The organism is Methylobacterium sp. UNC300MFChir4.1, assembly GCF_900110155.1.
Classification (GTDB): Bacteria; Pseudomonadota; Alphaproteobacteria; order Rhizobiales; family Beijerinckiaceae; genus Methylobacterium.
The window spans coordinates 54882-78547 of the sequence record NZ_FOCS01000014.1; the positions used below are offsets into that span (position 1 = coordinate 54882).

Below are 23666 nucleotides of genomic sequence, written 5' to 3' on the forward strand. Positions count from 1 at the left end.
GGCGCCGCTCAGCGCAGCATGTAGCGCTGGGCGAGCGGCAGGGTCCGGGCCGGCTCGCAGGTGGCGAGCACGCCGTCGACGAAGACGTCGAAGGTCTGTGGGTCGACGCGGATCTCCGGGCAGGCGTCGTTCCAGAGCATGTCGGCCTTCGTCAGCGTGCGGGTCCCGCGCGCGGGCAGGAGCGCCTTGCGCAGGCCGAGCCGGCCGCCGAGATCGGCCTCGATCGCCAGGGGATGGACGAAGCAGGCCGAGAGCGCCTGCTTGGCGCGCCCGAAGGCGCCCCATTGCGGGCGCATCAGCACCGGCTCGCAGGTCATCAGCGAGGCGGCGGAATCGCCCATCGCGCCCCAGGCGATGAAGCCGCCCTTGATCACGAGCTCCGGCTTGATCCCGAAGAAGGCCGGCCGCCAGACGACGATGTCGGCCATCTTGCCGGGCTCCAGCGAGCCGACATGCTCCTGGATGCCGAAGGTGCGCGCCGCGTTGATCGTGTACTTGGCGATGTAGCGCCTGATCCGGGCATTGTCGCCGAAGCCCGGCCTCTCCTCGGGGAGCGGGCCGCGCTGGTCCTTCATCTTCGAGGCGAGCTGCCACGTCCGGCAGACGACCTCGTGGATCCGGCCCATGCCCTGGCTGTCGGAGCCGAGCATCGCGATCGCCCCGATGTCGTGGAGCACGTCCTCGGCGGCGATGGTCTGGGCGCGGATGCGGCTCTCCGCGAAGGCCACGTCCTCCGGCAGGGCCGGGTTGAGGTGGTGGCACACCATCGTCATGTCGAGGTGCTCGTCGAAGGTGTTGACCGTGTAGGGGTTGGTCGGGTTCGTCGACGACGGCAGGCAGTGCGGCAGCCCGGCGACCCGGATGATGTCCGGCGCGTGGCCGCCCCCGGCCCCCTCCGTGTGGTACATGTGGATGGTGCGGCCGCCGATTGCCGCCAGCGTGTCCTCCACGAAGCCCGACTCGTTCAGCGTGTCGGTGTGGAGCTGGACCTGGAAGTCGTAGGCGTCGGCGAAGCCCAGGCAGGCGTCGATCGCCGCCGGCATCGCGCCCCAGTCCTCGTGGATCTTGAGGCCGAGGACGCCGGTCTCCAGCTGCTCCTTCAGGGCGGCCGGCCGGTGGGTGTTGCCGCGCCCGAGGAAGCCGAAATTGACCGGCCAGGCCTCGGCGGCCTGGAGCATGCGGCCGGTGTTGAACGGGCCGCCGGAATCGATGCCGACGGTGATCGGCCCGAGCGAGCCGCCGAGCAGGGTCGTGACGCCGGAGGCGATCGCGTGGTCCGGCAGGCCGGCGGAGTCGAAGTGCACGTGCACGTCGATGGCCCCGGGCGTCGCGATCAGGCCCTCGCAGTCGCGCACCGTCGTCCCGGCCGACACGATCAGGCGCGGGTCGACGCCGTCCATGATCGCCGGGTTGCCGGCCTTGCCGAGCGCCACGATCCGCCCGTCCTTGATGCCGAGATCGCCCTTCTGGATGCCGAGGACGGGGTCGATCACCACGACGTTGCAGAGGAGGAAGTCGAGCGCGCCCTGCGCGGCGGTCACCCCGGGCGCCATCCCGATCCCGTCGCGCAGGGTCTTGCCGCCGCCGTGCAGGCACTCGTCCCCGTAGACGGCGTGGTCGTGCTCGACGACCGCCACCAGGGAGGTGTCGGCGAGCCGCACCCCGTCCCCGGTGGTCGGCCCGTAGAGGGCGGCGTAGTCGCGGCGCGGGATCGTCACCATGGCACTCTCCCTAGGCGCCCTTGAAGCCGCGGGCCTTGGCGCGGGCGAGGGCCGCCGCCCGCGCCGCGTCGTCGGGCAGGGTCCCCTGCGTCAGGTCGTTGAGCCCGGTCAGCTCCCGGGCGCCGCCGAAGCCGACCAGCGTCACGGTCTTGCGCTGCCCCGGCTCGAAGCGGATCGCCGTCCCGGCCGGGATGTCGAGGCGGTAGCCCAGGGCCGCCGCCCGGTCGAAATCGAGCGCCCGGTTCACCTCGAAGAAGTGGTAGTGCGAGCCGATCTGGACCGGGCGGTCGCCGGTGTTGACGACGTCGAGGGTGACCCGCGGGCGGCCCGCGGCGAGCTCGATCGCGCCGTCGGCCGGCAGGATCGCGCCGGGCTCCAGGGTGTCGGCGGGGGCGCCCGCCCGGGCGCGGACCGGCTCGTGGACCGTGACGAGCTTGGTGCCGTCCGGGAAGACGCCCTCGACCTGCAGGATCGGCAGCATGGCGGCGATGCCCGGCATCACGTCCTCGGTCGACAGGATCGTGGAGCCCCAGCCGATGAGGTCGGCGACGCTGCGCCCGTCGCGCGCGCCCTCCAGGATCTCGTCGGTGATGAGCGCCACCGCCTCCGGGTAGTTAAGCTTGAGGCCGCGGGCCCGGCGCTTGCGGGCGAGCTCGGCCGCGGTGAAGATCGTGAGCCGTTCCAGCTCGGTGGGCGTGAGCAGCATCACCCGCTCCCTAGTTGGCGAACAGGCGCAGGTCGGCGCGCGCGTGCCGCATCGCGGCGATCTCGATCAGCGGCGTGAAGCCCGTGAGGACGATCGCGCCGTCGGGGTCCTCGGTCACGGGCCGCTCGGCGATCTCCGCGACGAGCGGCAGCACCGTCTGGAGGGCCTGCTGGCCCTGGATGGCGCCCACCTGACCGAGCCGGACCGTGGCCGAGACCAGGCCGGAGACGAGCTGGTAGCCGGCGACGGCCGCCGCCTCCGCTTCCGACAGGCCCAGCCCCCGCCACAGGGCGCCCTGTACGGTGGCGAGGTGCCCCAGCATGAGCCCGGACCGGATCGCGGCGCGGATGTCCCCGGCACCGGGCGTGGCGAGCCGCGCGTGGGTGGTCAGCAGGGAGGCGCCGTTGCGCCGGCTGCCGGTGCGCATCGCCTCGACGAGGGTGGCCGCCTCCACGGCGGCGTCGATGCGGCCGAGCCGGGCCGGATCGGGGCCGGCGCGGTGGGCGAGGATCAGGGCGACGCGGTCGCTCTCCGCCCACCGGAAGCGCACGAGGGCCGTGAGCGTCCGCGTCAGGCTCCCCGTGTCGAAGGCCGGGTCGCCCGCGACGAGCCCCTCGATCCCGTTGGAGAAGGCGAAGCTCCCGCTCGGGAAGGCGGCGTCGGCCTGCTGGAACGCCAGGAGCCGGCTCAGCACGGCGCCGCCTCGTCGAGGATGGTGTGGGTCACCTGCCGGTCGGTGACGAGGGCGCCGAGGCGGACGAGGTACGCGTCGGCCGGTCCGTCCAGGGCCACCAGGAGGGCGCCGTCGGCGAAGCGGACCCGCCAGTGGAGGTTGCCGGCGTGGTAGCCGAGTTCGAGGGCGGCGGCCTGGCTGTCCGGGACGAGGCGGAGCCAGCGCTCGGAGCCGACCCGGGCGACGAGGGCGCGGTCCGCGTCCAGCGCCAGCACGGCCCCGTCGAAGAGCGGCTCGTCCCGCGGCAGGGCGAGGGCGATCTCCTCGCCGGACTGGGTGGTCGCGCGGATCCGCCGCCGAGCGACGTCGGTGCTCGACACGACGAGCACGTCCACCGCGCCGCGATGCGCGAGGTGGTGCAGGCGATGCGCCATCTCGGCGTCCTGCCGGCTGCCCAGGATACGATGGATCACACGCATGTCGGTCCGCGTCCCGCTCCCCGTGGCCAGGATCGATCTGGGCCTTGCAAGAGCCGGTCCGCCGCTCGGCCCGTCACCGGCAGCACCGGCTCAGACATCGAGCGTGGTCTCGCGCTCCCAGGCGGTGAAATGGGCGCAGTAGCTGTCCCACTCATTTTGCTTCAACTTGAGGTAGGCGACGGAGAATGCGCCGCCCAGATTGTCCCGCAGGGCCTCGTCGGCCTCGAAGGCCCGCAGCGCGTCGAGCAGGTTGAGCGGCAGGCGCGGCGCGCCGGTGACGGCGTGGCCGTCGCGGTACATGTCGACGTCGCTATGCGGCCCGGGATCGGCCGCCGACGCCAGGCCGTCCAGGCCCGCGGCCAGGATCGCCGCCTGGAGCAGGTACGGATTGGCCGCCCCGTCGGGCAGGCGCAGCTCGAACCGGCCCGGCCCGGGCACGCGCACCATGTGGGTGCGGTTGTTGCCGGTCCAGGTCACGGCGTTCGGCGCCCAGGTCGCGCCCGAGATCGTGCGGGGCGCGTTGATGCGCTTGTAGGAATTGACCGTCGGGTTGGTGATCGCGGCGAGCGCGGGCGCGTGCCGCATGATCCCGCCGAGGAAGTGCCGGCCCCGGGTCGAGAGGCCGAACGGCATCTCGGGATCCGCGAAGGCGTTCACGGTGCCGGCATTGTTCCACACCGAGACGTGGCAGTGGCAGCCGTTGCCGGTCAGCCCCGGGAACGGCTTCGGCATGAAGGTCGCCCGCAGGCCGTGCCGCTCGGCGACCGAGCGGACCATGAACTTGAAGAAGGCGTGCTTGTCGGCGGTGGCCAGCGCGTCGTCGTATTCCCAGTTCATCTCGAACTGGCCGTTCGCGTCCTCGTGGTCGTTCTGGTAGGGCTTCCAGCCCAGAGCCAGCATGTGGTCGCAGATCTCGGCGATCACGTCGTAGCGGCGCATCAGCGCCTGCTGGTCGTAGCAGGATTTCTCCGCCCGATCGTGGTGATCCGAGATCGCCGATCCGTCCGGGCTCAGCAGGAAGAACTCGGCCTCGACGCCGGTCTTGACCCGCAGGCCCTCGGCGGCGGCCCGCGCCACGAGCTGCTTCAGCACCACCCGGGGCGCTTGGTCGACGGGGGCGTCCGCCATGGTGCAGTCGGCCGCCACCCAGGCGACGTCCGGCTTCCAGGGCAGGCGGATCACCGAGGCGGCATCCGGCATCGCGAACAGGTCGGGATGGGCCGGGGTCAGGTCGAGCCAGGTGGCGAAGCCCGCGAAGCCCGCGCCGTCGCGCTGCATGGCGCCGATCGCCTGCGCCGGCACCAGCTTGGCGCGCTGGCAGCCGAACAGGTCCGTGTAGGAGATCATGAAGTACTTCACGCCGTGCTCGGCGGCGTAGGCGGAAAGGTCGGTCGTCACGGCAGCCCCCTGAGCGCGGATCGGTTGGGGGCCGGCCGCGCCCCGTTCCGGCGCGACCGGCGGGGTTGAAGGGCCCTAGAAGCCCGCTTTGCCCGGGTACCAGTCGGTGCCGGCCAGCGGCACGCGGGCCATGGCGGCGGCCTCGAGCGTCAGCGCCACGAGGTCCTCGGGCTCCAGGTTGTGCAGGTGGTTGTGGCCGCAGGCGCGGGCGATCGTCTGCGCCTCCAGGGTCATGACCTTCAGGTAGTTGGCGAGCTTCCGGCCGGCGCGGACCGGGTCCAGGCGGGCCGCCAGCTCGGGGTCCTGCGTGGTGATGCCCGCCGGGTCGCGGCCCTCGTGCCAGTCGTCGTAGGCGCCCGCGGTGGAGCCGAGCTCGCGGTACTCCTCCTCGTAGGCCGGGTCGTTGTCGCCGATGGCGACGAGCGCCGCGGTGCCGATCGAGACCGCGTCCGCCCCAAGCGCGATGGCCTTGGCGACGTCCGCGCCCGAGCGGATGCCGCCCGAGATCACGAGCTGCACGCTCCGGTGCAGGCCGAGATCCTGCAGCGCCTGCACGGCGGGGCGGATGCAGGCGAGCGTCGGCTGGCCGACATGCTCGATGAACACGTCCTGGGTCGCCGCCGTGCCGCCCTGCATGCCGTCGAGGACGACGACGTCGGCCCCGGCCTTCGCGGCCAGTGCGGTGTCGTAATAGGGCCGGGCGCCGCCGACCTTCACGTAGATCGGCTTCTCCCAGTCGGTGATCTCGCGCAGTTCGCCGATCTTGATCTCGAGATCGTCCGGTCCGGTCCAGTCCGGATGCCGGCAGGCGGAGCGCTGATCGATGCCCTTGGGCAGGTCGCGCATGGCGGCGACCCGGTCGGAGATCTTCTGGCCGAGCAGCATGCCGCCGCCGCCGGGCTTCGCGCCCTGGCCGACCACCACCTCGATGGCGTCGGCGCGCCGGAGGTCGCGCGGGTTCATGCCGTAGCGGGAGGGCAGGTACTGGTAGACGAGGATGTCGGAATGGCCGCGCTCCTCGTCGGTCATGCCGCCGTCCCCCGTGGTGGTGGAGGTGCCGGCCAGCGTAGCGCCGCGGCCGAGGGCCTCCTTGGCGTTGGCGGACAGGGATCCGAAGCTCATGCCGGCGATGGTGATCGGGATCTTCAACGCGATCGGCGTCTTCGCAAACCGCGTGCCGAGGGTGACGCCGGTCCCGCAGGTCTCCCGGTAGCCCTCCAGGGGATAGCGGGACATCGAGGCGCCGAGGAACAGCAGGTCGTCGAGATGCGGGAGCTTGCGCTTCGTGCCGCCGCCGCGGATGTCGTAGATGCCGGTGGCCGCGGCCCGGCGGATCTCCGCCAGGGTGTGGTCGTCGAAGGTCGCCGACTTGCGCGGCGGCATCGGCGGGTTCTGGTAGGTCATGCCCGGTCTCCCGCTTGAGCCGCTCCCGATCGGGAGCGGCTTTAAGTCCTTGATTCGACGCGCTCGCTCGCGCCGAACCGGTATCCACTCCGGCGGCGCGCTCTCAGTAGGCGTCGGCGTTGTCGATGTTGAAGCTGTAGAGTTTGCGGGCCGAGCCGTAGCGCCGGAACTCTTCCGGCCGGACGTCCGCGACCCCGGCGCGGTCCAGCAGGGCCGCGAGGTGCGCGCGGTGCTCGGGGCGCATCGGCTTCTCGACGCAGTCGGCCCCGAGGCTCTTCACACTGCCGCGGACGAACAGCTTCGCCTCGTAGAGCGAGTCGCCCAGCGCCTCGCCGGCATCGCCCAGGACCACGAGGGATCCGGACTGGCCCATGAAGGCCGACATGTGGCCGATCGAGCCGTGCACGACGATGTCGATCCCCTTCATGGAGATGCCGCAGCGCGAGGCCGCGTTGCCCTTGATGACGAGGAGGCCGCCGCGCCCGGTGGCGCCGGCATATTGCGAGGCGTCGCCCTCGATCACGACCGTGCCGGACATCATGTTCTCGGCGACGCCCGGGCCCGCCGAGCCCTGCACCGTGACGGTGCCGCCGTCGTTCATGCCGGCGCAGTAGTAGCCGACCGGGCCGCGCACCGTGACGGTGACGGGCCCGTCGATCCCGACCGCGACCGCGTGCTGGCCCCGCGGGTTCAGCACCTCGAATTCGGTGTCGTTGGCGCCCGGAGCGACGCCGTGGAGGGCCTGGTTCAGGGCGCGCAGGGGCGTCGCCGCCAGATCGAAGACGGGCATGGGCGAGATCCGTGGACGAGATCCGTGACGAGAAGGCTGCGGGGGCGGCTCAGGCGGCCCGCCGCTGATCCCAGAAGTAGACGGTCGCCGGCTCGGGCTCCCAGACGCGGGCGGATTCGATCCCCGGCAGCCCGACGAGCGCCCGGTATTCCGAGCCGAAGGCGACGTAGCGCTCGGTCTCGGCCATGATCGCCGGCTTGCAGGCGATCGGGTCGCGCAGCACCCCGAAGCCGGACTTGGTGCCGACCACGAAGGTGAAGAACCCGTCGAGATCCGTGAGCGCCCCCGCGAGCGCCGCGCCGAGGTCCCGGCCCCGCGCCATCGCGGTGGTGAGATAGGCCGCCGCGACCTCGGAATCGTTCTCCGTCTCGAAGGCCATACCGTCGCGGGCGAGGCTCCGGCGCAGGTTGTTGTGGTTCGACAGCGAGCCGTTATGCACGAGGCACTGGTCGGCGCCCGTCGAGAACGGGTGCGCGCCCATGGTGGTCACGGCCGATTCCGTCGCCATCCGGGTGTGGCCGATCCCGTGGGTGCCCGACATCCCGGCGATGCCGAAGCGCGCCACCACGTCCTTCGGCAGGCCGACCTCCTTGTAGATCTCCACGCTCTCGCCCGCGCCCATCACGCGCAGATCGGGCGCGAGGCCCTTCAGGGCATCGCGCGTCGCGGCGAGGCGGTCGGACGCCACGGTGATGACCGCGTGCGAGCTCTTCACCGCCACCCGCGCCGAGCCGCCGGAGGCCTCCGCGAGGCGCTGCTCCAGGGCGGGGAAATCCGCCTCCGGGCGTGCCGACTGCACGGTGATCTTCGACAGGCCGGGGGCCGGCGGCCCGTAGATCGCGAGGCCGGCCGAGTCCGGCCCCCGATCCGTCATGGTGACGAGCATGTCGGCGAGCAGCGCGCCGAGCTGCGGCTCCAGGGCGGGGTCCTTCAGGAACAATCCGACGATGCCGCACATGGCACCACCTCCGTCGCGGGTTCGCCCGGAGCATAGGCGGCCTGCGTGGCGGAAATCAACCCTCAAGAAATAAGATTTCTTCCTGAGAACAACGCGGCCCGTCAGCCGGTGCGGCCCGACTGTGGATACGCGATCACCGAGAGGTAGCGGGCCGGCAGCACGAGCAGCTCCGCCGGCCCGTGCGGGGCATCGGCGTCGAAGAACAGGCTGTCGCCGGGCTGCATGTGGAAGTGCCGGTCCCCGTGCCGGTACAGCACTTCGCCCTCCAGCATGTAGAGGAACTCCAGGCCGGGGTGCTGGAAGGTCGGGAACACGTCCGAATCGGTCGTGAGCGTGATCAGGTACGGCTCGACCGTCACGCCGCTGGTGTTCTCGTGGATGTGCCCGAGCAGGTTGTACTGGTGCCCGGCCCGCGTGCCGCGCCGCTCCAGCTCGATCCCCTCCCCGGCCTTGACGAAGACCGCGTTGCGGACCTCCTCGTAGCCGCGGAAGAAGCCGGTGATCGGCATGCCGAGCGCCTGGGCGAGCAGCTGCAGCGTCGTCAGGGACGGCGAGATGTTGCCGTTCTCGATCTTCGACAGCATGCCGGGCGACAGGCCGGTCGTCGCGGCGAGGTCCGCCGAGGTGATGCCGAGCCGCTTCCGGCGCTCGCGCACCGCGTGGCCGATCGCGCGCTCGAGGTTGTTCTCGCGCGGCTCGCGGACGGCGTGCGGATCCTGCAGCAGGACCGGCTCCCGCTCCGGCCGCGGGGCCTCCCCTGCCGTCCGGTTCGAAGCGCCTGACGGCATGGCGGATCTCCCTCCTCGGCGATCGTGGGCTCCGGCCTAGCGGGTCCTCCGCCGCCGTGCCGTGGCCCCGGACGCCTGTCAACGTCGCGATCCGCGACCCGTCGAGGAATCGCGGTTGAGGACGGATCGGCGCGCGGCGCCGACGGCCGGAGCGCGGGCGCTCGACCGCGCCGGGGGCGGCGTGGCATCGTCCCGGCCGGCGGTGCGCCGCGCTCCGTGCGTGATCTCACGCCGCCGGATCCGAACCCGTCGCAGGGTTGGCCGGCGGGGCGAGCCGGTCGCCCCGCCGGCGCGAATCGAGGGTGGGCATGGCCGGGACAGGACCGAGCAGGCGCGGGATCCTCGCGGGCGGCGGCGCCGCGGCGGCCGCCGCGCTGCTGCCGCGGGCGGCCCGGGCCGCGCCGCGGATCATCCTCAACGACGCGAGCGGCCTCAACCCGACCCCGGTGACGCGCCACGCCGTGCTCCCGACGGGCTCGACCGACGCCCTGATCGAGGCCGTGCGCGCCGAGATCCGGGACGCCGCCGCCGCCGGGCGGCCGGTCGCCGTCGGCGTCGCCCGCCATTCCATGGGCGGCCAGAGCCTCGCCCGCGACGGGACGGCCGTGACCCTGGAGGGCGGCCCGATCGAGCCCGACACAGCCGCCGGCCTCTTCCGGGTCGGGGCCGGCGCGCGCTGGTCGCAGGTCATCCGGCAGCTCGACCGGATCGGCTACTCGCCGACGGTCATGCAGTCGAACAGCGATTTCGGGGTCGGCTCGACCTTCTGCGTCAACGCCCACGGCTGGCCCGCGCCGCACGGCCCGTTCGGCTCCACCGTCCGCGCCGTCCGCCTCGTCCTGGCCGACGGCAGCCTCGTGACCTGCTCCCGCGAGGAGAACGCCGAGCTGTTCGGGCTGGCGATGGGCGGCTACGGCCTGTTCGGGATCGTGGTCGACCTCGTGGTCGAGATGGTGCCGAACCGCCTCCTGACGCCGACCTTCGCGGTGATGCCGGCCGCGGATTTCGCGCCGGCCTTCGCGGCGGCGGCGCGCGACCCGCGCCTGCGCATGGCCTACGGCCGGCTCTCGGTCGCGCAGGCCGGATTCTTCGACGAGGCGATCCTCGTCACCTACGCGGAGGCCGAGCACCCGCCGCAGGTCCTGCCCGCGGCGGCCGCGCAGGGGGCGTTCTCGGCGGTCTCGCGGGAGATCTACCGGGCCCAGGTCGGCAGCGAGTTCGGCAAGCGCGCCCGCTGGATCGCCGAGACCCGGCTCAACCCGACGCTCGATCCCGGCCTCGCCACCCGCAACAGCCTGATGAACGAGCCGGTGGCCAACCTCGCCTCGCGCGACCGCAGCCGCACCGACATCCTGCACGAGTACTTCGTCCCGCCCGAGCGCTTCGACGCGTTCCTCGCCGCCTGCCGCGAGACCATCCCGCGCTCGGGCTGCGACTGCCTCAACGTCACCCTGCGCTACGTGGCGGCGGACCCGGACTCGGCGCTGGCCTACGCGCCGGGCCCGCGGATCGGCGCGGTGATGTCGTTCTCGCAGGGGCTCACCCCGGGCGACGAGGCCGCGATGATGCGCATGACCGAGGCCCTGATCGAGCGCGTCGTGGCGATCGGCGGGGCCTATTACCTGCCCTACCGCCTGCACGCCCGGCGCGACCAGATGGCCCGGGCCTATCCGAAGCTCGACGCCTTCGTGGCGGCCAAGCGCCGCTACGATCCGGGGCTGCTGTTCCGGAACGCCCTGTGGTCGACCTACATGGCCTGACCGCGCCCCGGCACGGATCCGCCTCGCGCGGGCCGCGCGTGCCGACCCAGGAGACGCCCATGAGACCCACGCCCCCGCAGGTGGCCGCCCTCGCCTTCGCGGCCATCCTGCTGTTCGCCGCCGCCACCGACTACGTCCCGGCCTTCCGGGACGCGGAGGGCCGCGTCTTCGGCCTGTTCCGGCTCGACGTCTACAAGGACGCGCTCCACCTCGCCTCCGGCCTGTGGGCGCTCGCCGCCGGCCTGTGGTCGCGCTCCGCCGCCGTGACCTTCCTGCGGGCCTTCGGGGCGATCTACCTGCTCGACGGCGTCGTCGGCGTGCTCACCGGGTCGAGCTTCCTCGACCTGTCGCTGTTCCTGAAGGGCTTTCAGGACAGCCCGCTCCTCTCCAACGGCCCGCACCTGAGCCTCGGCCTCGCCGGCGTCGTGCTCGGCTGGTGGCCGTGGCGCGCCCGGACCGCGGCCGGGGTCGCCGCGTGAGCCCCCGGCCCCCCCGCCGCCGGCGACGGGTCGTCCGCTGGGCGGTCGCCGGCCTCGCCGTTCTGGCCCTCGCCTGCGCCCTGCCCGTCGCGGCGATCGAGGGGGGCTGCACTGTCAGGCCCGATCCCGCCGGGCCGGGGCGTTCGGCGGGCGGCTCGCGCTTCGGGATCGCCCCCGAGGGCTACAAGCGCGCGGCCGGCGACAGCTACCTCACCTTCCCCGAATGGGACATCGTCCACGCCTACGCGGACCTCGCCGGGGTGACGCGTTCCGCCTCGGAATCGGCCTTCGACTACTGGGCGGCGACGACGGGCTTCTGGACGAGCCTGTGCGGAGCGACCCGGGCGGCCGGGCGCACCGGCGACGTCACCGCGGGCCAGAAAGTCACCAACTACGTGATTGGCCTGAGCTTCACGGCCGAGATGCTGATCCAGGGCGCCTACGAGCGCAGCCTCGGGGCGCTGACCGCGTGGTGGCGGGGGCCGGAGCCGACGGACGAGGACCGGTTCAACGCCCGGCTGCTCGGGGATTACGCCGCGTTCCTGCGCCAGACCCCCTGGTACCGCTACCCGTTCGACGCGGAGCTGTCCCGGCTCTGGCACGAGGTCCCGTTCACGCCGTCCCTGCGGGCGGTCGAGCGGCGCGGCGCGCTCACGCTGCAATACGGGGTGAAATGGGCCTACGCCCAGGGGATCGCGTGGCTCGCCGGGATGGACCCGGCCGGCCTGACGATCCGCAGCGTCGTGGCGGGGCTCGATGCCGGCGACGCGGCCGCCGACCCGCGCATCACCCTCCTCGGCCCCGTCCCGGTCGGCGACGGCGGCCCGGCCGCCCTGATGGAGACCCCGCGCTACCGGGCCTTCACGGAGATCGTCCGGGGCCTCGGCGCGCGGGGCCGGACCGTCCTGGAGATCGCCGGCAACCACCGGATCCTCACCACCGTCCTCCTGCCGCCGGGCCGGACGGTCACCCTCGCCGGGGCCGAGCCGCTGTTCGCGATGCCGATCCAGTCCGAGCCGGGCTGGCAGCGCGTCGGCTACGACACCGCGGTGGAGCAGCTCGTCGCGCAGATCCGCGCCGTGGAGGCCGCGGGGGGCCGGTTCGAGCATGCCTACGATTACTGATCGGCGCCCGCGGCGCGGCCTGCCGGTCGGCGCCGTCGCGGCGGCGCTCGCCGGGGGGCTCGGCGTGACCGCGCTGACCGCCCTCGCGGTCCAGCCGGAGACCGTGGTGGCGCTCGGGAACCCCGCCGCCCTGGCGGCCGCCGACGACGGGGCCCTGGTCTCGTCCGGCCGCGCGTACCTGGTGCTCCGGCCCGCCGCGCCGGGCGCGGTCCGGCGCCTCTACGCGGGCGGTGCCTGGCTGGTCCTGCCGGCGCCCGGGACCGGCTGCCTCGGCGTGCGCTGAGGACAGGGCCCGCGGGGCGGCCGGAGGGCCGGCCGCGGGCCGGTGCTCAGTAGGGATCGGAGCGCTCGAGGATCTCCTGCCCCATCAGCACGCAGCTCCCGGGCATCGGCGCGTAGATCAGCCGGATCCGATACGCGCCCTTGTAGATGCTGCCCTCCACCTCGATCACCTGGAAGCGCCGCGTCCCGACCAGGGACGCGACGGTGCCGACGGACCGGACGGACGCGGGATCGACCGTGGCCCGCGCGTCGCCGTCGCTGTGGAAGCGCAGCAGCTTGAGGGCCTGCCGCTCGGCGTCGGCCGCGCAGGGGGGAATGGGGGCCGCGACCGCGGCGGTCGCGGCCAGGCCCGTCACGGCGATCAGCGGCAGCGCCCGCAGGATCCGTCTCATTCGGCACGCGACCCCGTACTCGTGGACCTCGGGCAGTTCGCCGTCGCCCGTCGTGGTCACCGAGAGCGTGCCGGCGGCCCCGGGCCGGCGCAGGGCCCGGATCAGGCGCGGGGGCGTGCGGTCCCATCGTCACCGGCTGCTCGGGGCGCCCGCCGGCGCGGGCGGGCTCGATCCCGGGGCCGTCCGGGCCGCCGAAACCGGGTCGGGCGGCGGATAGGCGGGGTCGGTCAGGCAGGCCGAGAGCCAGGTCTCGGCATCGGCGTCCGGGGCCAGCTCGACGTCGAGGACGGGCCGAGGGCCCGCGGGTGCCGCCGCCGCCCCGGCGGCGGCCGGGGCGGCAGGCCGTGCCCAGCGGCCGTCGGCGTTGTCGGGACCCGGGCATTCCGCGTCGTCGCCCCCGCCGATCGTGCAGGTCGCGACCGTGCGCGCGGCGCCGTCGACGACCCGCGCGACCGTGCGCGTCTCGGAGGTGTGGCCGCTCGCCCAGTCGTCGGACAGCGTGCAGACCCGGTCGCCGTTCTGGTAGCGCCGGCTGCCGAAGCACCCGTAGACCCGGTCCCGCCCGACGGGGAGGAAGTCGCACGCCGTGTCGAACCCCGCGAAGGGGCCGCCGGTGAACCGCGCCGCGAAGGCCCGCTGCCGCAGCGCCGCCGCGATCCAGTGCGGTCGGGCGGGATCGCTCTTCGAGCGGCCGGACAGGTCCTCGGTCCGTGCCCGGATCGCCTTCAGCACGACGGGGCGCGCGTCGGCCGCGTCCAGGTCGCCGAGCCACGTGTCCCGGGCCGCCACCCAGCGCTTCTGGCTGGCGACCAGCATCGCGCGGATCTCGGCGTCGTCCGTGCTGTGCAGGAGGCCGGAATAGGCCGCACCCAGGGCGGCGTCCGCCTTCCGGAGCGCCGGGTCGGCGCAGATCATGCGCTCGAGTGGGCTGGCCGCCTTGCGGCAGTCGATCGCGCGGGCCGACGACGGCGCCAGGAGGGTTGCGGCAAGGAAAGCGGCGAGGGCTGCCGCGAGGGTGGCCGCCGGGAGTCGCGTCACGGCCGGCCCCGCGCTGAGCATCGCCCCGAACCTTGCCCCGAAGCTCGCACCGGACTGCGCATCGGAACCTCGCCTCTGGGCCGCGTCCCTGGAGCCGGTCGACATCGGGGGCCTACTGCGCCGCGGCATCGACGATGCGGCACAGGTTCTGGTCGACATCCTGACCGATCTGACCGGCCTGCACCATGAACAGGGCGTCGACCCGGCTGCCCGCCCCGGCCTTGCGCACGACGACCCGCAGCGTCTGCGGTCGCCCCGAGCCGGATGTCTCCTGCTGGGCCGTCAGGGTTCCGAGCGCCTTCTCCACGTGCACGCCCACGAACCCCTCGGCCAGGACCGCCCGCGTCACCCGGTCGAACGCGGCCCTGGGGCTGACCGAGGGGAAGATCATCCACGTCTTGTAGGTGATGGCCTGGAGCATCGGCGTCCCCTCGCTCCGGTAATGGTCGCGGCAGGTCTCCGCCGCGGCCGCCGGGAGCGGGAGCGTCGACAGGATGGCCGCGTAGATGAACGCGTTCCGCATCGATCCCATGGGGCGCCTCTCACTTCGCTCTGCTGGTGGCTCTACTGGTGGCTCTGTCGGTGACCTGCCGGACCTGTGCAGCGGGGGCCGGTCAGGCGTGGATCCGTCGGATGAGCGAGGCCGGGCCGCACCGGCCGGCCCCGCAGGGTCTCAGAGCTGCGGCGTGGCCGCTGGCCGGGGGCGCGGCGCCGGCGCCATCGCGCGCGGCGGCGGAGGCTCGGTCCGAGGCGGCGCGCCGGGCGCGTCCGCCGCGGCCGCCTCGGACTTCGGAGGCTCCGCGACCGGTGCCGGCCGCGGGGCCGCGACCGAGCCGCGGACCGTGTCGCGCAGGAAGTCGCCGGTGCTGGTGCCGGCCTCCCGGGGGGCCGGAGCCGGCGTCGCCCGGGCCGCCGGCGCGGCCTGCCCGGCGCCGCCCGCGCGCGGGACGGGCGCCTGCGACACCGCCGGGGCCCGGCGGGGCTCGCCCGGCGGCACGGTGATCCGGAACGTGTACGGCACCGTGGACCCGTCCCCGAAGGTGACGTCGATCGACAGGGTGTCGAGTCCGGAGAAGTCGGGCCGTGCCGTGTAGTAGAGCGACATCGAGTCCTTCTTGGCGTCCTCGCAGCCGTCCGGCTGCCGGATCTGCGCCCCGGTCTCGTCGACCTTGCCGCTGAGGATCCGGAACTCGCGCCGCTGCTCGATGCGCCCGCCGCGCGGCGGCCTGACGAGCTCGATCGTGGCCGCGCGCGAGCGGCACCCCTGCGTGGCGAAGTAGTAGGTGAAGCCCTGGAGGAAGATCCGCTGGCCGGCGCGCGCGGTCTTGTTCTCCACCTCCGCCCGGGCCGGCAGGGCGAGGCAGAGCGAAATGCAGAGCGGCAGGCAGAGCGCCGATCCGGGGGCGAGGACGCCGGCGCCGATGCGCCGACGCGGTCGGGTCGGTGCCGCGGATCGGGGGGCGTTCGGGAGGCGCTGATGCACGGGACTCGTCCTCGGCTTGGCGGTGGGGGTGCGGGCGGCCGGTCCGGCCGTCCGCGCCGGAGCTGCGTCAGAGCTGCGGCGCGGTGGGCGGGCGCGGCGGTGCCAGCTGCTGCGGCGGCGGCGGTGCGGGCGTACCGGGCACGGGCGCCGCGGCCTCGGCGGCCTTCGGGGGCGGCGCGGCCGGCGCCGGCCGGGTGGCCGGGACCGCGCCCCGGACCGCGTCGCGCAGGAAGTCGCCGGTGCTCGCCTCCCGGGGCGCCGGAGCCGGAGTCGCAGCCGGAGTCGCGGCCGGAGTCGCCCGCTCGGCGGGAGCGGCGCGCGCCGCCGGGGCCGGCCGCGCGAGGCCCGCGTCGCGGGGGGCAGGTGCCTGGGACACCGCCGGCGCCCGCCGGCCCTCGCCCTCGGGCACCGTGATCCTGTAGGTGTAGGTGGCCTCCTCGCCGGTGACGAACGTGACGATCACCGACACCGTGTCGTGGCCGGCGAAGTCGGGCCGGGCCGTGTAGTAGAGCGTCCGCGCGTCCCGCTCGACGTCCTGGCAGCCGTCCCGCGACGGGGTGCCGTCGATGTTCTGGCCGAGGATCAGGAACTCGCGCCGCTGCTCGATGCGGCCGCCGCGCGGGGGCGTGACCAGCTCGATCGCGGCCGCCGGAACGGACGGGCAGCCCGGTCGGGTCTCGTGGGTGGCGTAGCCGTCGAGGCGGACCCGCTCCCCGGGCCGCGCGGTCACGCTCGTGGATCCGGCGAGCGCCGGTCCCGCGAGGCAGAGCCCCAGGAGGCCGACGAGGATCCCGGTGCCGCCGGCCCCTCCCGTCGTAACGCGTCGTGCCATGGGATCCTCCTCAAGTTCGCGGGTCGGGCGGTTCCGGTCCGCGGCGAGAGCCTCACTTCGCGTCGCCGCGCGTCAGGACCGGCTTGCCGCCGTCGGTGCGGAACCGGACCGCGTAGGTGCTGTTCGCCGACTGGGCGTTGCAGGTGATGACCACCGGGCCGCCCATCGGGTTGGGCATCTCGCAGGTGCCCTTGACCTTGAAGGTGGACTGGTCGCGCTCGGCGTACATCAGCTCGTCGACGGGCTGGTGCAGGGTGCCGCCCTCGACGAAGCCCTTGGCCGAGGCCATGAACGCCATGGCCTTGCCGTCGGTGGTGCCGAAGATGAACCCGGCCTTCGGGCTGCCGACGACGGAGGTGTTCACCGCCTCCGGGGCGCAGGTCGCGGTGAGGTCCTCCCCGTCCATCATCAGGGACTCGCAGCGGCCCTTGAAGGACAGCTTCAGGAACGTGCCCGGCGGCGGATCGCGCCCCTCCGCGCCGTCGCGCGGCGGAGGCGGCGCCTGTGACGGCGCCTGTGCCGGTGGCGGCGACGGTGGCGGCGAGGGCGGCGTCTCGGGCGGGGCCGGAGCCCGGGCCTCGACCCGCCGGTCCCAGCCGCCGCGGGGCTGGCCGGGCTGCCAGACGCAGAGACGGGCGCCGTCATTGTCCCAGCAGGGGCCGCTCGGCGACAGGGCGCCGAGGGCCTCGGCGGCGCGCAGGCCCCCGGACGACCCGTTCCAGAAGGCCGTGGCCTTCAGCGGGTTCTGCGGGTCGCGGACGAGCTGCGCCACGACGTCGAGCTTGCCCGCGGCGTAGGAGCGGATCTCGAAGCCGCGGGCGCCGGTCTGCCCGGTCTCCGACCGGAACTGGCAGGCCCCGTCGAGGCGGACATCGCCCGCGACCTCGAGGTAGCAGTCGGCGGCCCGCGGAGCGCCGGCCTCGGGCGCCGCCGCGGGGGCGCCGCCGAAGCCGGGGCGGCCCTCGCCGACCTTCCAGGCGCAGATCCGGCTCCGGGACCCGGTCCAGCAGGCGCCCTCCGCGGTGACGCTGTCGGCGGGGCCGTCCTCGGGCTTGCCGCCGGGCTCCCGGTTCCAGGTCGCCGTGCCCTGGCCGGGCGCCGTCACCGACACGACCACGCCGTCGCGCAGGTAGCCGTTGGTGTAGGTGGCGAGGCGGAACCCGCCCACGCCGTAGCTGCGCGCGTCGGTCAGGAACTCGCAGACCCCGTCGATGACGGTCCTGCCGTCGGCCGCGAAGAAGCAGTCGGCCTTGCGGACCTTGATCTGCGCCTGCGCGGCGGCGGGCAGGAGGAGGCCGGCCAGCAGGCCCGCCATCAGGCCCGCCAGCAGGGCGGCGGCGCGGTGGGCGGTGCGGCGTCCGGCTCGGGGGGCCGGGAACCGCGCGGGATCCTTGCGGCGGGGACCCATGATGGCCGTCTCCTATGGATTGCCGAGGAGGCGGCGCGCCGCCTGGATGGTCCGGTCGTTGCGCTGGTCGACGACGCGGCCCTGGTAGAGATTCCGGTCGGCGAGGCGCTGCTGGAGGGCGGCCCAGAAGCCGGCGCCCCACTGGTCCTGCTCGAGATTCTGCAGGATCTCGGTGGACTTGAGCTCGAGGGCGCGGATCGTCAGGTCGGCCGCCTTCGCGGGATCCCGCTGCAGGCCGGCGCCGCCGAGATCGTACAGGAAGGCCGCCGAGGCCGCCGCGGGGGCGAAGGAGCGCTCGACCGCGAGGCGCTCGAGATACCGGGCCGCCAGGGGGCCGTCCGGCGCGGTGACCCGCTGCTCCCGGTTGGCCGGGGACAGGTGCATCGCGGCGTAGAGGTACTGCGCCACCGGGACGCCGCTCTCCGCCAGGCCCCGGAGCTTCGCCGCGTCGGCGGCGTTGGAGACCGCGCTCTTGGACAGCGCGATGAGCTCCTCGACGCTCGGCGTCGCCGCGGGCGGTGCCGGAGGCGGCGGGCCGGCGGGCTTCGCGGCGCCGGTGTTGCCGGCTCCGGGGTTGCCCGCCCCCGCACTGCCAGCTCCCGCATTGCCCTGCGGGCCGGCACCCCGGCCGGCCAGGGCCTGCACGGCCGCGCGCGTCTGCGGCGTCGCCGTCCCGTCGGCCGGCCCGGTGTAGAAGCCGCGCTTGGCGAGGTCGCGCTGGATCGCCGCTACGAGGTCGGGGGGCTGGCGGCCGAGCTCGTCCGTGAAGGTGGTGACCGCCCGCGGCAGCTTGGCCGCCACCGTGTTCATGTAGAGGTCGGCGGCCTTCTGCGGATCCCGCGGGACGCCGCTCCCGGCATCGGTGTAGCAGCCGGCGATCCAGTAGAGCGTCGACCAGGAATCGAGGTAGTTGTTCCGGGCCGCGACCGGGTTCGCCTGGAAGGCCAGCCCGTAGCGGCAGCCCCGCTTGAGATCGTGCTGGCCGCGGGCGGGGTCGAGCAGGAGCTCGGTCATGCCGCGCTGGGCCCCGGGGAAGCCGAGGTCGGCGGGCTTCTGGTAGTAGGTCAGGGCCTTGGCGGCGTCGGGCTTGACCGGGTTCTTGGCGTAGACCGCGGCCCATTCGGGATTGTAGAGGGCGCCCATGAACGACCGGGCGCTGACGTCGCCGGCCTCGGCGGCCGTCCGCAGCTTCTCGAAGGCGGCCCTGTCGCCGTCCTTGCCGGCCTTGTCGAGCAGGTCGAGATAGAGCTTCTCGTTCTCCTTGCTGTCGGCGGGCTTGCCCCACTCGCCCGCGGGCTTCAGCAGCGCCAGGGCGAGGCCGGCCAGGAGCGCGACCGCGGCCTGGGGCAGGACCAGCCAGGCGAGGCGGTAGCGCGCGTCCGCGTACCAGAGCGTCGCGTGCGCCCGGAGCCGGTCGGTCCCGATCGTGGCGCCGCTCATGACTTGGCTTTCATGTAGGCGCGCAGGGCCGTGATGACCGCGGAATTGCGCTTGTTCTCGACCGGGAGCGTGTAGAAGCCGCGGGCGGTCAGCGCGGCCTGGATCGCGCCCCAGAACCCGTCGCTCCAGTTGCCCGCCTCCGGGAACAGCAGCCAGAAGGTGATCTGGTCGTCCTTGAGGTCGACGCCCCGCAGGGCGAGGGCCGCCGCCTTCCCGGGATCCTTGGCGACGTTGCCGTAGCCGGAATCGTACAGCACCGCCGCCTCGCCGGCCGCCATGCCGTTGCCGGCGGCCGCGGCGCGCTCGTAGGCGGCGACGGCGACCTGCGCGTCCGGCGCGAAGACGTCGCCCTTGTTCATCACCGGGTTGAACAGGCGCGCGTAGGCGGTGAGCGCGTCCGCGTCCCCGGCCTCGGCGCGGCTCTTCAGGTCGGCCATCTTCCGCCGGTCGCCGGTCCGGGCGGCGGCCTGGAGGGCCAGCACCTCCGGATCCGGGCCCTTGGGCGTCACCCGCCGCGGCTCGGGCCGCGGGGTCGCGACCGTGTTGGTGATCCCCGCCTCCACCTGGAGGGCCGTGATGATCCCGGGATTGGGCCGCCCGTCCACCGGGCCGATGTACCGGCGCTGCTCGGCCAAGTGCCGCTGGATGCCCGACACCAGGGCGGGGTTCTGCTGCCCGAGATTGTTGATGAAGGCGTCCATCGTCGGCCGGTGGCGGCGCCACAGCACCGCGGTCACCAGCCCCCCGGCCCGCACCGGGTCCTGCGGCAGGCCGCTCTCGGGCTCGACGTAGCAGGTGGCGAGCTTGACGGTCAGCCGCTCCTCGCCGGTGATCGTGCGCTCGAGCGTCTCGGGGGCGTCGATCCAGGTCTGGGCCAGGCGGCAGCCGCGCCGCAGGTCGCGGTTGGGGTTGGCCGGGTCGAGCAGCACGTCCGCGAGGCGCGTGACCGCCAGGAGATCGCCGATCGCGGCGCCCGGTCCGTAGAGGGCGGCCGCCCGGTCGAAATCGTTCGGCGCGGGCTTGTTCGGGAAGTAGGCGGCGGTCAGGGGGTCGTAGAGCGTCCCGAGCTTGGTCGCGGCGTCGATCTGGCCCTGGGTGGCCGCGGCGGTCAGCGCGTCGAACGCCTTGCGGTCGCCGTCCTTGCCGGCCCGGTCGCGCAGGGCGCTCAGCTCGGCGAGCCGCGCCTTCGAGGCGGTGGCCGGCTGACCCCAGACACCCTGCGCGGCCAGCGCCATGCACAGGCCCGCCACCGCGCAGGTCACGGCCTGCGGCAGGGCGAGCCAGGCCAGGCGGTATCGGCGATCGTCGTACCAGAGGGCCGCGTGCGCGCGCAGCCAGTCCTCGCGGGCGATGCTCATGGCTGCGACGGCTCCCGGGCCGTCACGACAGGGCGGCGGCGCGCGGGGCCCCGCCGCCGAGCGCCCGCTCGACATCCACGAGCTCGAACTGGCCGTAATCGCCCAGGGGATCGCTGGCGAGGCGCATCGCCTGGGCCTCGCGCAGGCGCTCCAGGAGCGTGCGCATCTCGCGGGCATTCGCCCAGTCGTGCCGCTGCGCGCGCTGCTCGACCCACGGGATCAGCAGGGTCTCGAAGCGCGGCGGCAGCCGGAACGATTGCCGCGACGCCATCAGGCGCAGGATCTCGACGAGGTCGTACGGGTCGTAGGCCGGGAACGCGACGGTCTTGGTGAAACGGCCGGCGAGGCCGGGATTCGTGTCGATGAACCGGGCCATGTCGCCGGTGTAGCCGGCGACGATCACGATGATCCGGTCGCGGTTGTCCTCCATGAACTTGAGGAGGGTGTCGATCGCCTCCTTGCCGAAGTCGCTGCCGCCCCCGCCGCCCTCGGCCAGCGTGTAGGCCTCGTCGATGAACAGGATGCCGTCGAGGGCCTCGCGGCAGCGCTCCAGGGTCTTGGCCGCGGTCTGGCCGACGTAGCCTGCCACCAGCCCGGCCCGGTCGACCTCGACCACGTGCCCCTTCCGCAGGACGCCGAGCGTCCGGAAGATGTCGCCCATGATGCGCGCCACCTCGGTCTTGCCGACGCCGGGGGGCCCGGTGAAGACCATGTGCTGGCTCACCGCGCCGACCTCGATGCCCTCGGCGCGGCGCCGGGCATCGACCAGCACCCGCGCCGCCACGGTCTTCACCTGCTCCTTGACCGGCGCGAGCCCGATCATCGCGTCGAGGCGGGCCATGACCTTCCGGGCCGCGTCCATGTCGACCGCGCCGCCGGCCTGGCGGCCGAGGGCCGCGGCGATGTCGGCGGGTTCGAGCCGGTTGATGTCGCCGCCGGGGCTGGCGGCGAGGCGCAGCGCCTGCGCCTGGCGGGCCTTCTCCAGGACCGTGCGCATCTCGCGGGCGTTGGCCCAGTCCTCGGCCTTCGACCGGGCCCCGACATAGGCGGCGAGGTCCTTCTCGAACCCCTCCGGCATGACGAAGCCCTGGCCCGCGGCCATGCGCTTCAGGATCTCGGCGAGCTCCGGCGGGCTGTAGGGCGGGAACTCGACGGTCTTGGTGAACCGGCTGGCGAGGCCGGGATTCGCGTCGATGAACCGGCGCATGTCGTTGGTGTAGCCGGCGACGATCACGATGATCCGGTCGCGGTTGTCCTCCATGAACTTGAGGAGGGTGTCGATCGCCTCCTTGCCGAACTCGCCGCCGCTCCCGCCGCCGGGAGCCAGCGCGTAGGCCTCGTCGATGAACAGGATGCCGTCGAGGGCCTCCTTGCAGCGCTCCAGGGTCTTGATCGCGGTCTGGCCGGCGTAGCCCGCCACCAGCCCGGCCCGGTCGACCTCCACGAGGTGGCCCTTGCGCAGCACTTTCAGCGCCTTGAAGACGCTGCCGAGGACCCGCGCCACCTCGGTCTTGCCGACGCCGGGGGGGCCGGTGAACACCATGTGCTGGCTCATGGCCGCCACCGGCAGGTTCTGGGCGCGGCGCTGCTGCTCCACCTGCATCCGGGCGATGACGCCCTTCACCTCCAGCTTCACGGGGTCGAGCCCGACCATGCCGTCGAGGGTCGCGAGCGCGGTGGCCAGGAGGTCCTTCTTCTCCGCGGCCGCGCCGTCGTCGACGAAGCGGATCGGGCGGATCTTGCGGCTCGCCCGGGCCCGGTCCAGGGCGCGCCGCGTCGCCTCGATCCGCGCCGGGATGTAGCTCGCCGCGAGCAGGCCGCCGACGAGGCCCCCGAGGATCAGGCCGTTGCGCAGCAGCGCCGACGGCGTCGCGGCGAGCGACCCGAGCACGTCCGGCCGCAGGGCGACCAGCAGGCCGGTGGCACCCAGCACGATGACCGCGAAGAGCGCGACCGGATGCTTGTCGAGGCGTTCCATGGACGTGGCGAACCTTGGTGCTGGCCCTGGTGATGGCCTGGGTGCTGGGCGCGCGTGGCCCCTCGGGCCGCCCTCAGGCGTCCTCGCCGGTGGCGCGGAGCAGATCGACGATCTCCAGGCGGCGCAGGTCGCCGCCCTGCAGGGAGACCCGGGCGGCCTGGGCCTCGCGGGCCTTCTCGAGGAGGGTCCGCATCTCGCGGGCGTTCGACCAGTCGTCGGCGCGGGACCGCTGCGCGAGCCAGGGAGTCAGCGCCGCCTCGAACCCCTCGGGGAGCGCGAATTGCTGCCGGGCCGCCATGCGCCTCAGGATCTCGCAGAGATCCTTCGGGCTGTAGGGCGGGAACTCGACGGTCTTGGTGAACCGGCCGGCGAGGCCGGGATTCGTGTCGATGAACCGGCGCATGTCGTTGGTGTAGCCGGCGACGATCACGATGATCCGGTCGCGGTTGTCCTCCATGAACTTGAGGAGGGTGTCGATCGCCTCCTTGCCGAAGTCGCCGCCGCCCCCGCCGCCGGCGGCCAGGGTGTAGGCCTCGTCGATGAACAGGATGCCGTCGAGAGCCTCGTGGCACTTCTCGAGGGTCCTGGCCGCGGTCTGGCCGACATAGCCCGCCACCAGGGCCGCGCGGTCGACCTCCACGAGATGCCCGCGGCGCAGCACTTCGAGGGACCGGTAGATCTCGCCGATCGCCCGCGCCACCTCGGTCTTGCCGACGCCGGGCGGCCCGGTGAACACCATGTGCTGGCTGATCGCCGCCACCGGCAGGCCCTCGGCGCGCCGCCGCTGCTCCAGCTCCAGCCGCGCGATCAGGGCGTTGACCTCGCGCTTGACCGGCGCGAGCCCGACCATGGCCTCGAGATTCGCGATCACGGCCTCGGGGGACCGGGCCTCCACGACCCGGCGCGGCGCCACGATCAGGCGCGGCAGGGCCAGCAGGCCGCCGGCCGGCTGCCCGAGGCCGGCCTCCGCCTTCCGCGCGGCCGTCGCGGTCGCGGCGAGGCCCAGAGCCGCCAGCAGGGCGACGGCGATCCCGATCGCCGCCTTCCAGCGCAGCTCCGGCCCGGCGGCGTTCCACCAAGCGACCGGGCCGTAATCGGTGCTCAGCAGGAGCGGGGTGAGGACCGCGACCACCAGCCCGGAGACGACGAAGGGGAGGATGGCGGATTTCGACATC

At 73.8% G+C, this 23666-nt stretch carries 23 protein-coding genes; 4 read left to right on the forward strand and 19 right to left on the reverse strand.

The genetic code is table 11. The annotated features are described in order from the left end of the window. Positions 1-8: 8 nt before the first annotated feature. The 9 genes from ureC to BMY19_RS18915 form a co-directional block, all read right to left on the reverse strand. On the reverse strand, positions 9-1721 hold the full coding sequence (ureC, locus tag BMY19_RS18875) for an urease subunit alpha (protein ID WP_020095175.1): 1713 nt from the start codon (positions 1719-1721) through the stop codon (positions 9-11). A gap of 10 nt (positions 1722-1731) precedes the next feature. Continuing rightward, positions 1732-2427, reverse strand: coding sequence for an urease subunit gamma (locus BMY19_RS18880; RefSeq protein WP_091977471.1), 696 nt, complete (start codon positions 2425-2427; stop codon positions 1732-1734). Between the two features lie 10 nt (positions 2428-2437). After that, a complete protein-coding gene (locus BMY19_RS18885; RefSeq protein WP_100252590.1) occupies positions 2438-3121 on the reverse strand; it encodes an urease accessory protein UreF in 684 nt (227 codons plus the stop codon). Continuing rightward, complete coding sequence (ureE, locus tag BMY19_RS18890; RefSeq protein WP_100252591.1) at positions 3115-3579, reverse strand: urease accessory protein UreE; 465 nt, start codon at positions 3577-3579, stop codon at positions 3115-3117. Before ureE ends, BMY19_RS18885 begins: the two co-directional genes overlap by 7 nt. A gap of 90 nt (positions 3580-3669) precedes the next feature. Continuing rightward, positions 3670-4977 carry a type III glutamate--ammonia ligase gene (gene glnT, locus BMY19_RS18895; protein WP_100252592.1) on the reverse strand — a complete coding sequence of 436 codons (1308 nt, stop codon included), beginning with the start codon at positions 4975-4977 and terminating at the stop codon, positions 3670-3672. A 75-nt stretch (positions 4978-5052) separates the two neighbouring features. Continuing rightward, positions 5053-6381: an FMN-binding glutamate synthase family protein gene (locus BMY19_RS18900; protein ID WP_100252593.1), complete on the reverse strand. Its 1329-nt coding sequence runs from the start codon at positions 6379-6381 to the stop codon at positions 5053-5055. 103 nt (positions 6382-6484) lie between these two features. Then, a complete protein-coding gene (locus BMY19_RS18905) occupies positions 6485-7171 on the reverse strand; it encodes a GltB/FmdC/FwdC-like GXGXG domain-containing protein (RefSeq protein WP_100252594.1) in 687 nt (228 codons plus the stop codon). A gap of 49 nt (positions 7172-7220) precedes the next feature. Then, entirely contained in the window at positions 7221-8129 is a 909-nt protein-coding gene (locus tag BMY19_RS18910; RefSeq protein ID WP_100252595.1) for a class II glutamine amidotransferase, read from the reverse strand. 101 nt (positions 8130-8230) lie between these two features. Further along, positions 8231-8917 (reverse strand): helix-turn-helix domain-containing protein, encoded by a 687-nt coding sequence (locus tag BMY19_RS18915; RefSeq protein ID WP_020095167.1) that lies wholly within the window; start codon positions 8915-8917, stop codon positions 8231-8233. Positions 8918-9225: 308 nt separating this feature from the next. Here BMY19_RS18915 and BMY19_RS18920 point away from each other — a divergent pair, with 308 nt between their 5' ends. From BMY19_RS18920 to BMY19_RS18935, 4 genes are read left to right on the forward strand one after another with little or no spacing between them, the layout of a single operon-like run. Then, the gene (locus BMY19_RS18920) at positions 9226-10677 is read left to right on the forward strand and encodes an FAD-binding oxidoreductase (protein WP_100252596.1); all 1452 of its coding nucleotides are present in this window, start codon (positions 9226-9228) and stop codon (positions 10675-10677) included. Between the two features lie 59 nt (positions 10678-10736). Then, the gene (locus BMY19_RS18925) at positions 10737-11156 is read left to right on the forward strand and encodes a DUF4383 domain-containing protein (RefSeq protein WP_026605246.1); all 420 of its coding nucleotides are present in this window, start codon (positions 10737-10739) and stop codon (positions 11154-11156) included. Then, entirely contained in the window at positions 11153-12280 is a 1128-nt protein-coding gene (locus BMY19_RS18930; RefSeq protein WP_244534956.1) for a hypothetical protein, read from the forward strand. Before BMY19_RS18925 ends, BMY19_RS18930 begins: the two co-directional genes overlap by 4 nt. After that, the gene (locus BMY19_RS18935; RefSeq protein WP_056530802.1) at positions 12264-12563 is read left to right on the forward strand and encodes a hypothetical protein; all 300 of its coding nucleotides are present in this window, start codon (positions 12264-12266) and stop codon (positions 12561-12563) included. The genes BMY19_RS18930 and BMY19_RS18935 overlap by 17 nt, the downstream gene beginning before the upstream one ends. A gap of 46 nt (positions 12564-12609) precedes the next feature. Here the strand turns inward: BMY19_RS18935 and BMY19_RS18940 are convergent, their stop codons facing one another. The 10 genes from BMY19_RS18940 to BMY19_RS18985 form a co-directional block, all read right to left on the reverse strand. Further along, positions 12610-12954 carry a hypothetical protein gene (locus BMY19_RS18940; RefSeq protein ID WP_020095162.1) on the reverse strand — a complete coding sequence of 115 codons (345 nt, stop codon included), beginning with the start codon at positions 12952-12954 and terminating at the stop codon, positions 12610-12612. 129 nt (positions 12955-13083) lie between these two features. Beyond that, positions 13084-13992, reverse strand: a complete 909-nt coding sequence (locus BMY19_RS18945) for a lysozyme inhibitor LprI family protein (protein ID WP_244534957.1) — start codon at positions 13990-13992, stop codon at positions 13084-13086. Positions 13993-14104: 112 nt separating this feature from the next. Then, complete coding sequence (locus BMY19_RS18950; protein WP_056530795.1) at positions 14105-14524, reverse strand: hypothetical protein; 420 nt, start codon at positions 14522-14524, stop codon at positions 14105-14107. 141 nt (positions 14525-14665) lie between these two features. Next, positions 14666-15475 carry a hypothetical protein gene (locus BMY19_RS18955; protein WP_100252599.1) on the reverse strand — a complete coding sequence of 270 codons (810 nt, stop codon included), beginning with the start codon at positions 15473-15475 and terminating at the stop codon, positions 14666-14668. 67 nt (positions 15476-15542) lie between these two features. Then, the gene (locus tag BMY19_RS18960; RefSeq protein ID WP_100252600.1) at positions 15543-16307 is read right to left on the reverse strand and encodes a hypothetical protein; all 765 of its coding nucleotides are present in this window, start codon (positions 16305-16307) and stop codon (positions 15543-15545) included. A gap of 52 nt (positions 16308-16359) precedes the next feature. After that, positions 16360-17715, reverse strand: a complete 1356-nt coding sequence (locus BMY19_RS30960; RefSeq protein WP_170863000.1) for a hypothetical protein — start codon at positions 17713-17715, stop codon at positions 16360-16362. 12 nt (positions 17716-17727) lie between these two features. Further along, positions 17728-19155 (reverse strand): peptidoglycan-binding protein, encoded by a 1428-nt coding sequence (locus BMY19_RS18970; protein ID WP_100252601.1) that lies wholly within the window; start codon positions 19153-19155, stop codon positions 17728-17730. Next, positions 19152-20513, reverse strand: coding sequence for a hypothetical protein (locus tag BMY19_RS18975; protein WP_100252647.1), 1362 nt, complete (start codon positions 20511-20513; stop codon positions 19152-19154). Before BMY19_RS18975 ends, BMY19_RS18970 begins: the two co-directional genes overlap by 4 nt. A gap of 22 nt (positions 20514-20535) precedes the next feature. Further along, positions 20536-22491, reverse strand: a complete 1956-nt coding sequence (locus BMY19_RS18980) for an AAA family ATPase (protein ID WP_026605242.1) — start codon at positions 22489-22491, stop codon at positions 20536-20538. 73 nt (positions 22492-22564) lie between these two features. Beyond that, complete coding sequence (locus BMY19_RS18985) at positions 22565-23665, reverse strand: AAA family ATPase (RefSeq protein ID WP_100252602.1); 1101 nt, start codon at positions 23663-23665, stop codon at positions 22565-22567. Position 23666 lies beyond the last annotated feature (1 nt).

Excerpts from the sequence above, each read along its gene's own strand:
- ureC (WP_020095175.1), bottom strand. The coding sequence starts at position 1,721 with ATGGTGACGATCCCGCGCCGCGACTACGCCGCCCTCTACGGGCCGACC.
- BMY19_RS18880 (WP_091977471.1), bottom strand. The coding sequence starts at position 2,427 with ATGCTGCTCACGCCCACCGAGCTGGAACGGCTCACGATCTTCACCGCG.
- ureE (WP_100252591.1), bottom strand. The coding sequence starts at position 3,579 with ATGCGTGTGATCCATCGTATCCTGGGCAGCCGGCAGGACGCCGAGATG.
- BMY19_RS18900 (WP_100252593.1), bottom strand. The coding sequence starts at position 6,381 with ATGACCTACCAGAACCCGCCGATGCCGCCGCGCAAGTCGGCGACCTTC.
- BMY19_RS18905 (WP_100252594.1), bottom strand. The coding sequence starts at position 7,171 with ATGCCCGTCTTCGATCTGGCGGCGACGCCCCTGCGCGCCCTGAACCAG.
- BMY19_RS18910 (WP_100252595.1), bottom strand. The coding sequence starts at position 8,129 with ATGTGCGGCATCGTCGGATTGTTCCTGAAGGACCCCGCCCTGGAGCCG.
- BMY19_RS18915 (WP_020095167.1), bottom strand. The coding sequence starts at position 8,917 with ATGCCGTCAGGCGCTTCGAACCGGACGGCAGGGGAGGCCCCGCGGCCG.
- BMY19_RS18920 (WP_100252596.1), top strand. The coding sequence starts at position 9,226 with ATGGCCGGGACAGGACCGAGCAGGCGCGGGATCCTCGCGGGCGGCGGC.
- BMY19_RS18925 (WP_026605246.1), top strand. The coding sequence starts at position 10,737 with ATGAGACCCACGCCCCCGCAGGTGGCCGCCCTCGCCTTCGCGGCCATC.
- BMY19_RS18935 (WP_056530802.1), top strand. The coding sequence starts at position 12,264 with ATGCCTACGATTACTGATCGGCGCCCGCGGCGCGGCCTGCCGGTCGGC.
- BMY19_RS18940 (WP_020095162.1), bottom strand. The coding sequence starts at position 12,954 with ATGAGACGGATCCTGCGGGCGCTGCCGCTGATCGCCGTGACGGGCCTG.
- BMY19_RS18950 (WP_056530795.1), bottom strand. The coding sequence starts at position 14,524 with ATGGGATCGATGCGGAACGCGTTCATCTACGCGGCCATCCTGTCGACG.
- BMY19_RS18960 (WP_100252600.1), bottom strand. The coding sequence starts at position 16,307 with ATGGCACGACGCGTTACGACGGGAGGGGCCGGCGGCACCGGGATCCTC.
- BMY19_RS30960 (WP_170863000.1), bottom strand. The coding sequence starts at position 17,715 with ATGGGTCCCCGCCGCAAGGATCCCGCGCGGTTCCCGGCCCCCCGAGCC.
- BMY19_RS18970 (WP_100252601.1), bottom strand. The coding sequence starts at position 19,155 with ATGAGCGGCGCCACGATCGGGACCGACCGGCTCCGGGCGCACGCGACG.
- BMY19_RS18975 (WP_100252647.1), bottom strand. The coding sequence starts at position 20,513 with ATGAGCATCGCCCGCGAGGACTGGCTGCGCGCGCACGCGGCCCTCTGG.
- BMY19_RS18980 (WP_026605242.1), bottom strand. The coding sequence starts at position 22,491 with ATGGAACGCCTCGACAAGCATCCGGTCGCGCTCTTCGCGGTCATCGTG.
- BMY19_RS18985 (WP_100252602.1), bottom strand. The coding sequence starts at position 23,665 with ATGTCGAAATCCGCCATCCTCCCCTTCGTCGTCTCCGGGCTGGTGGTC.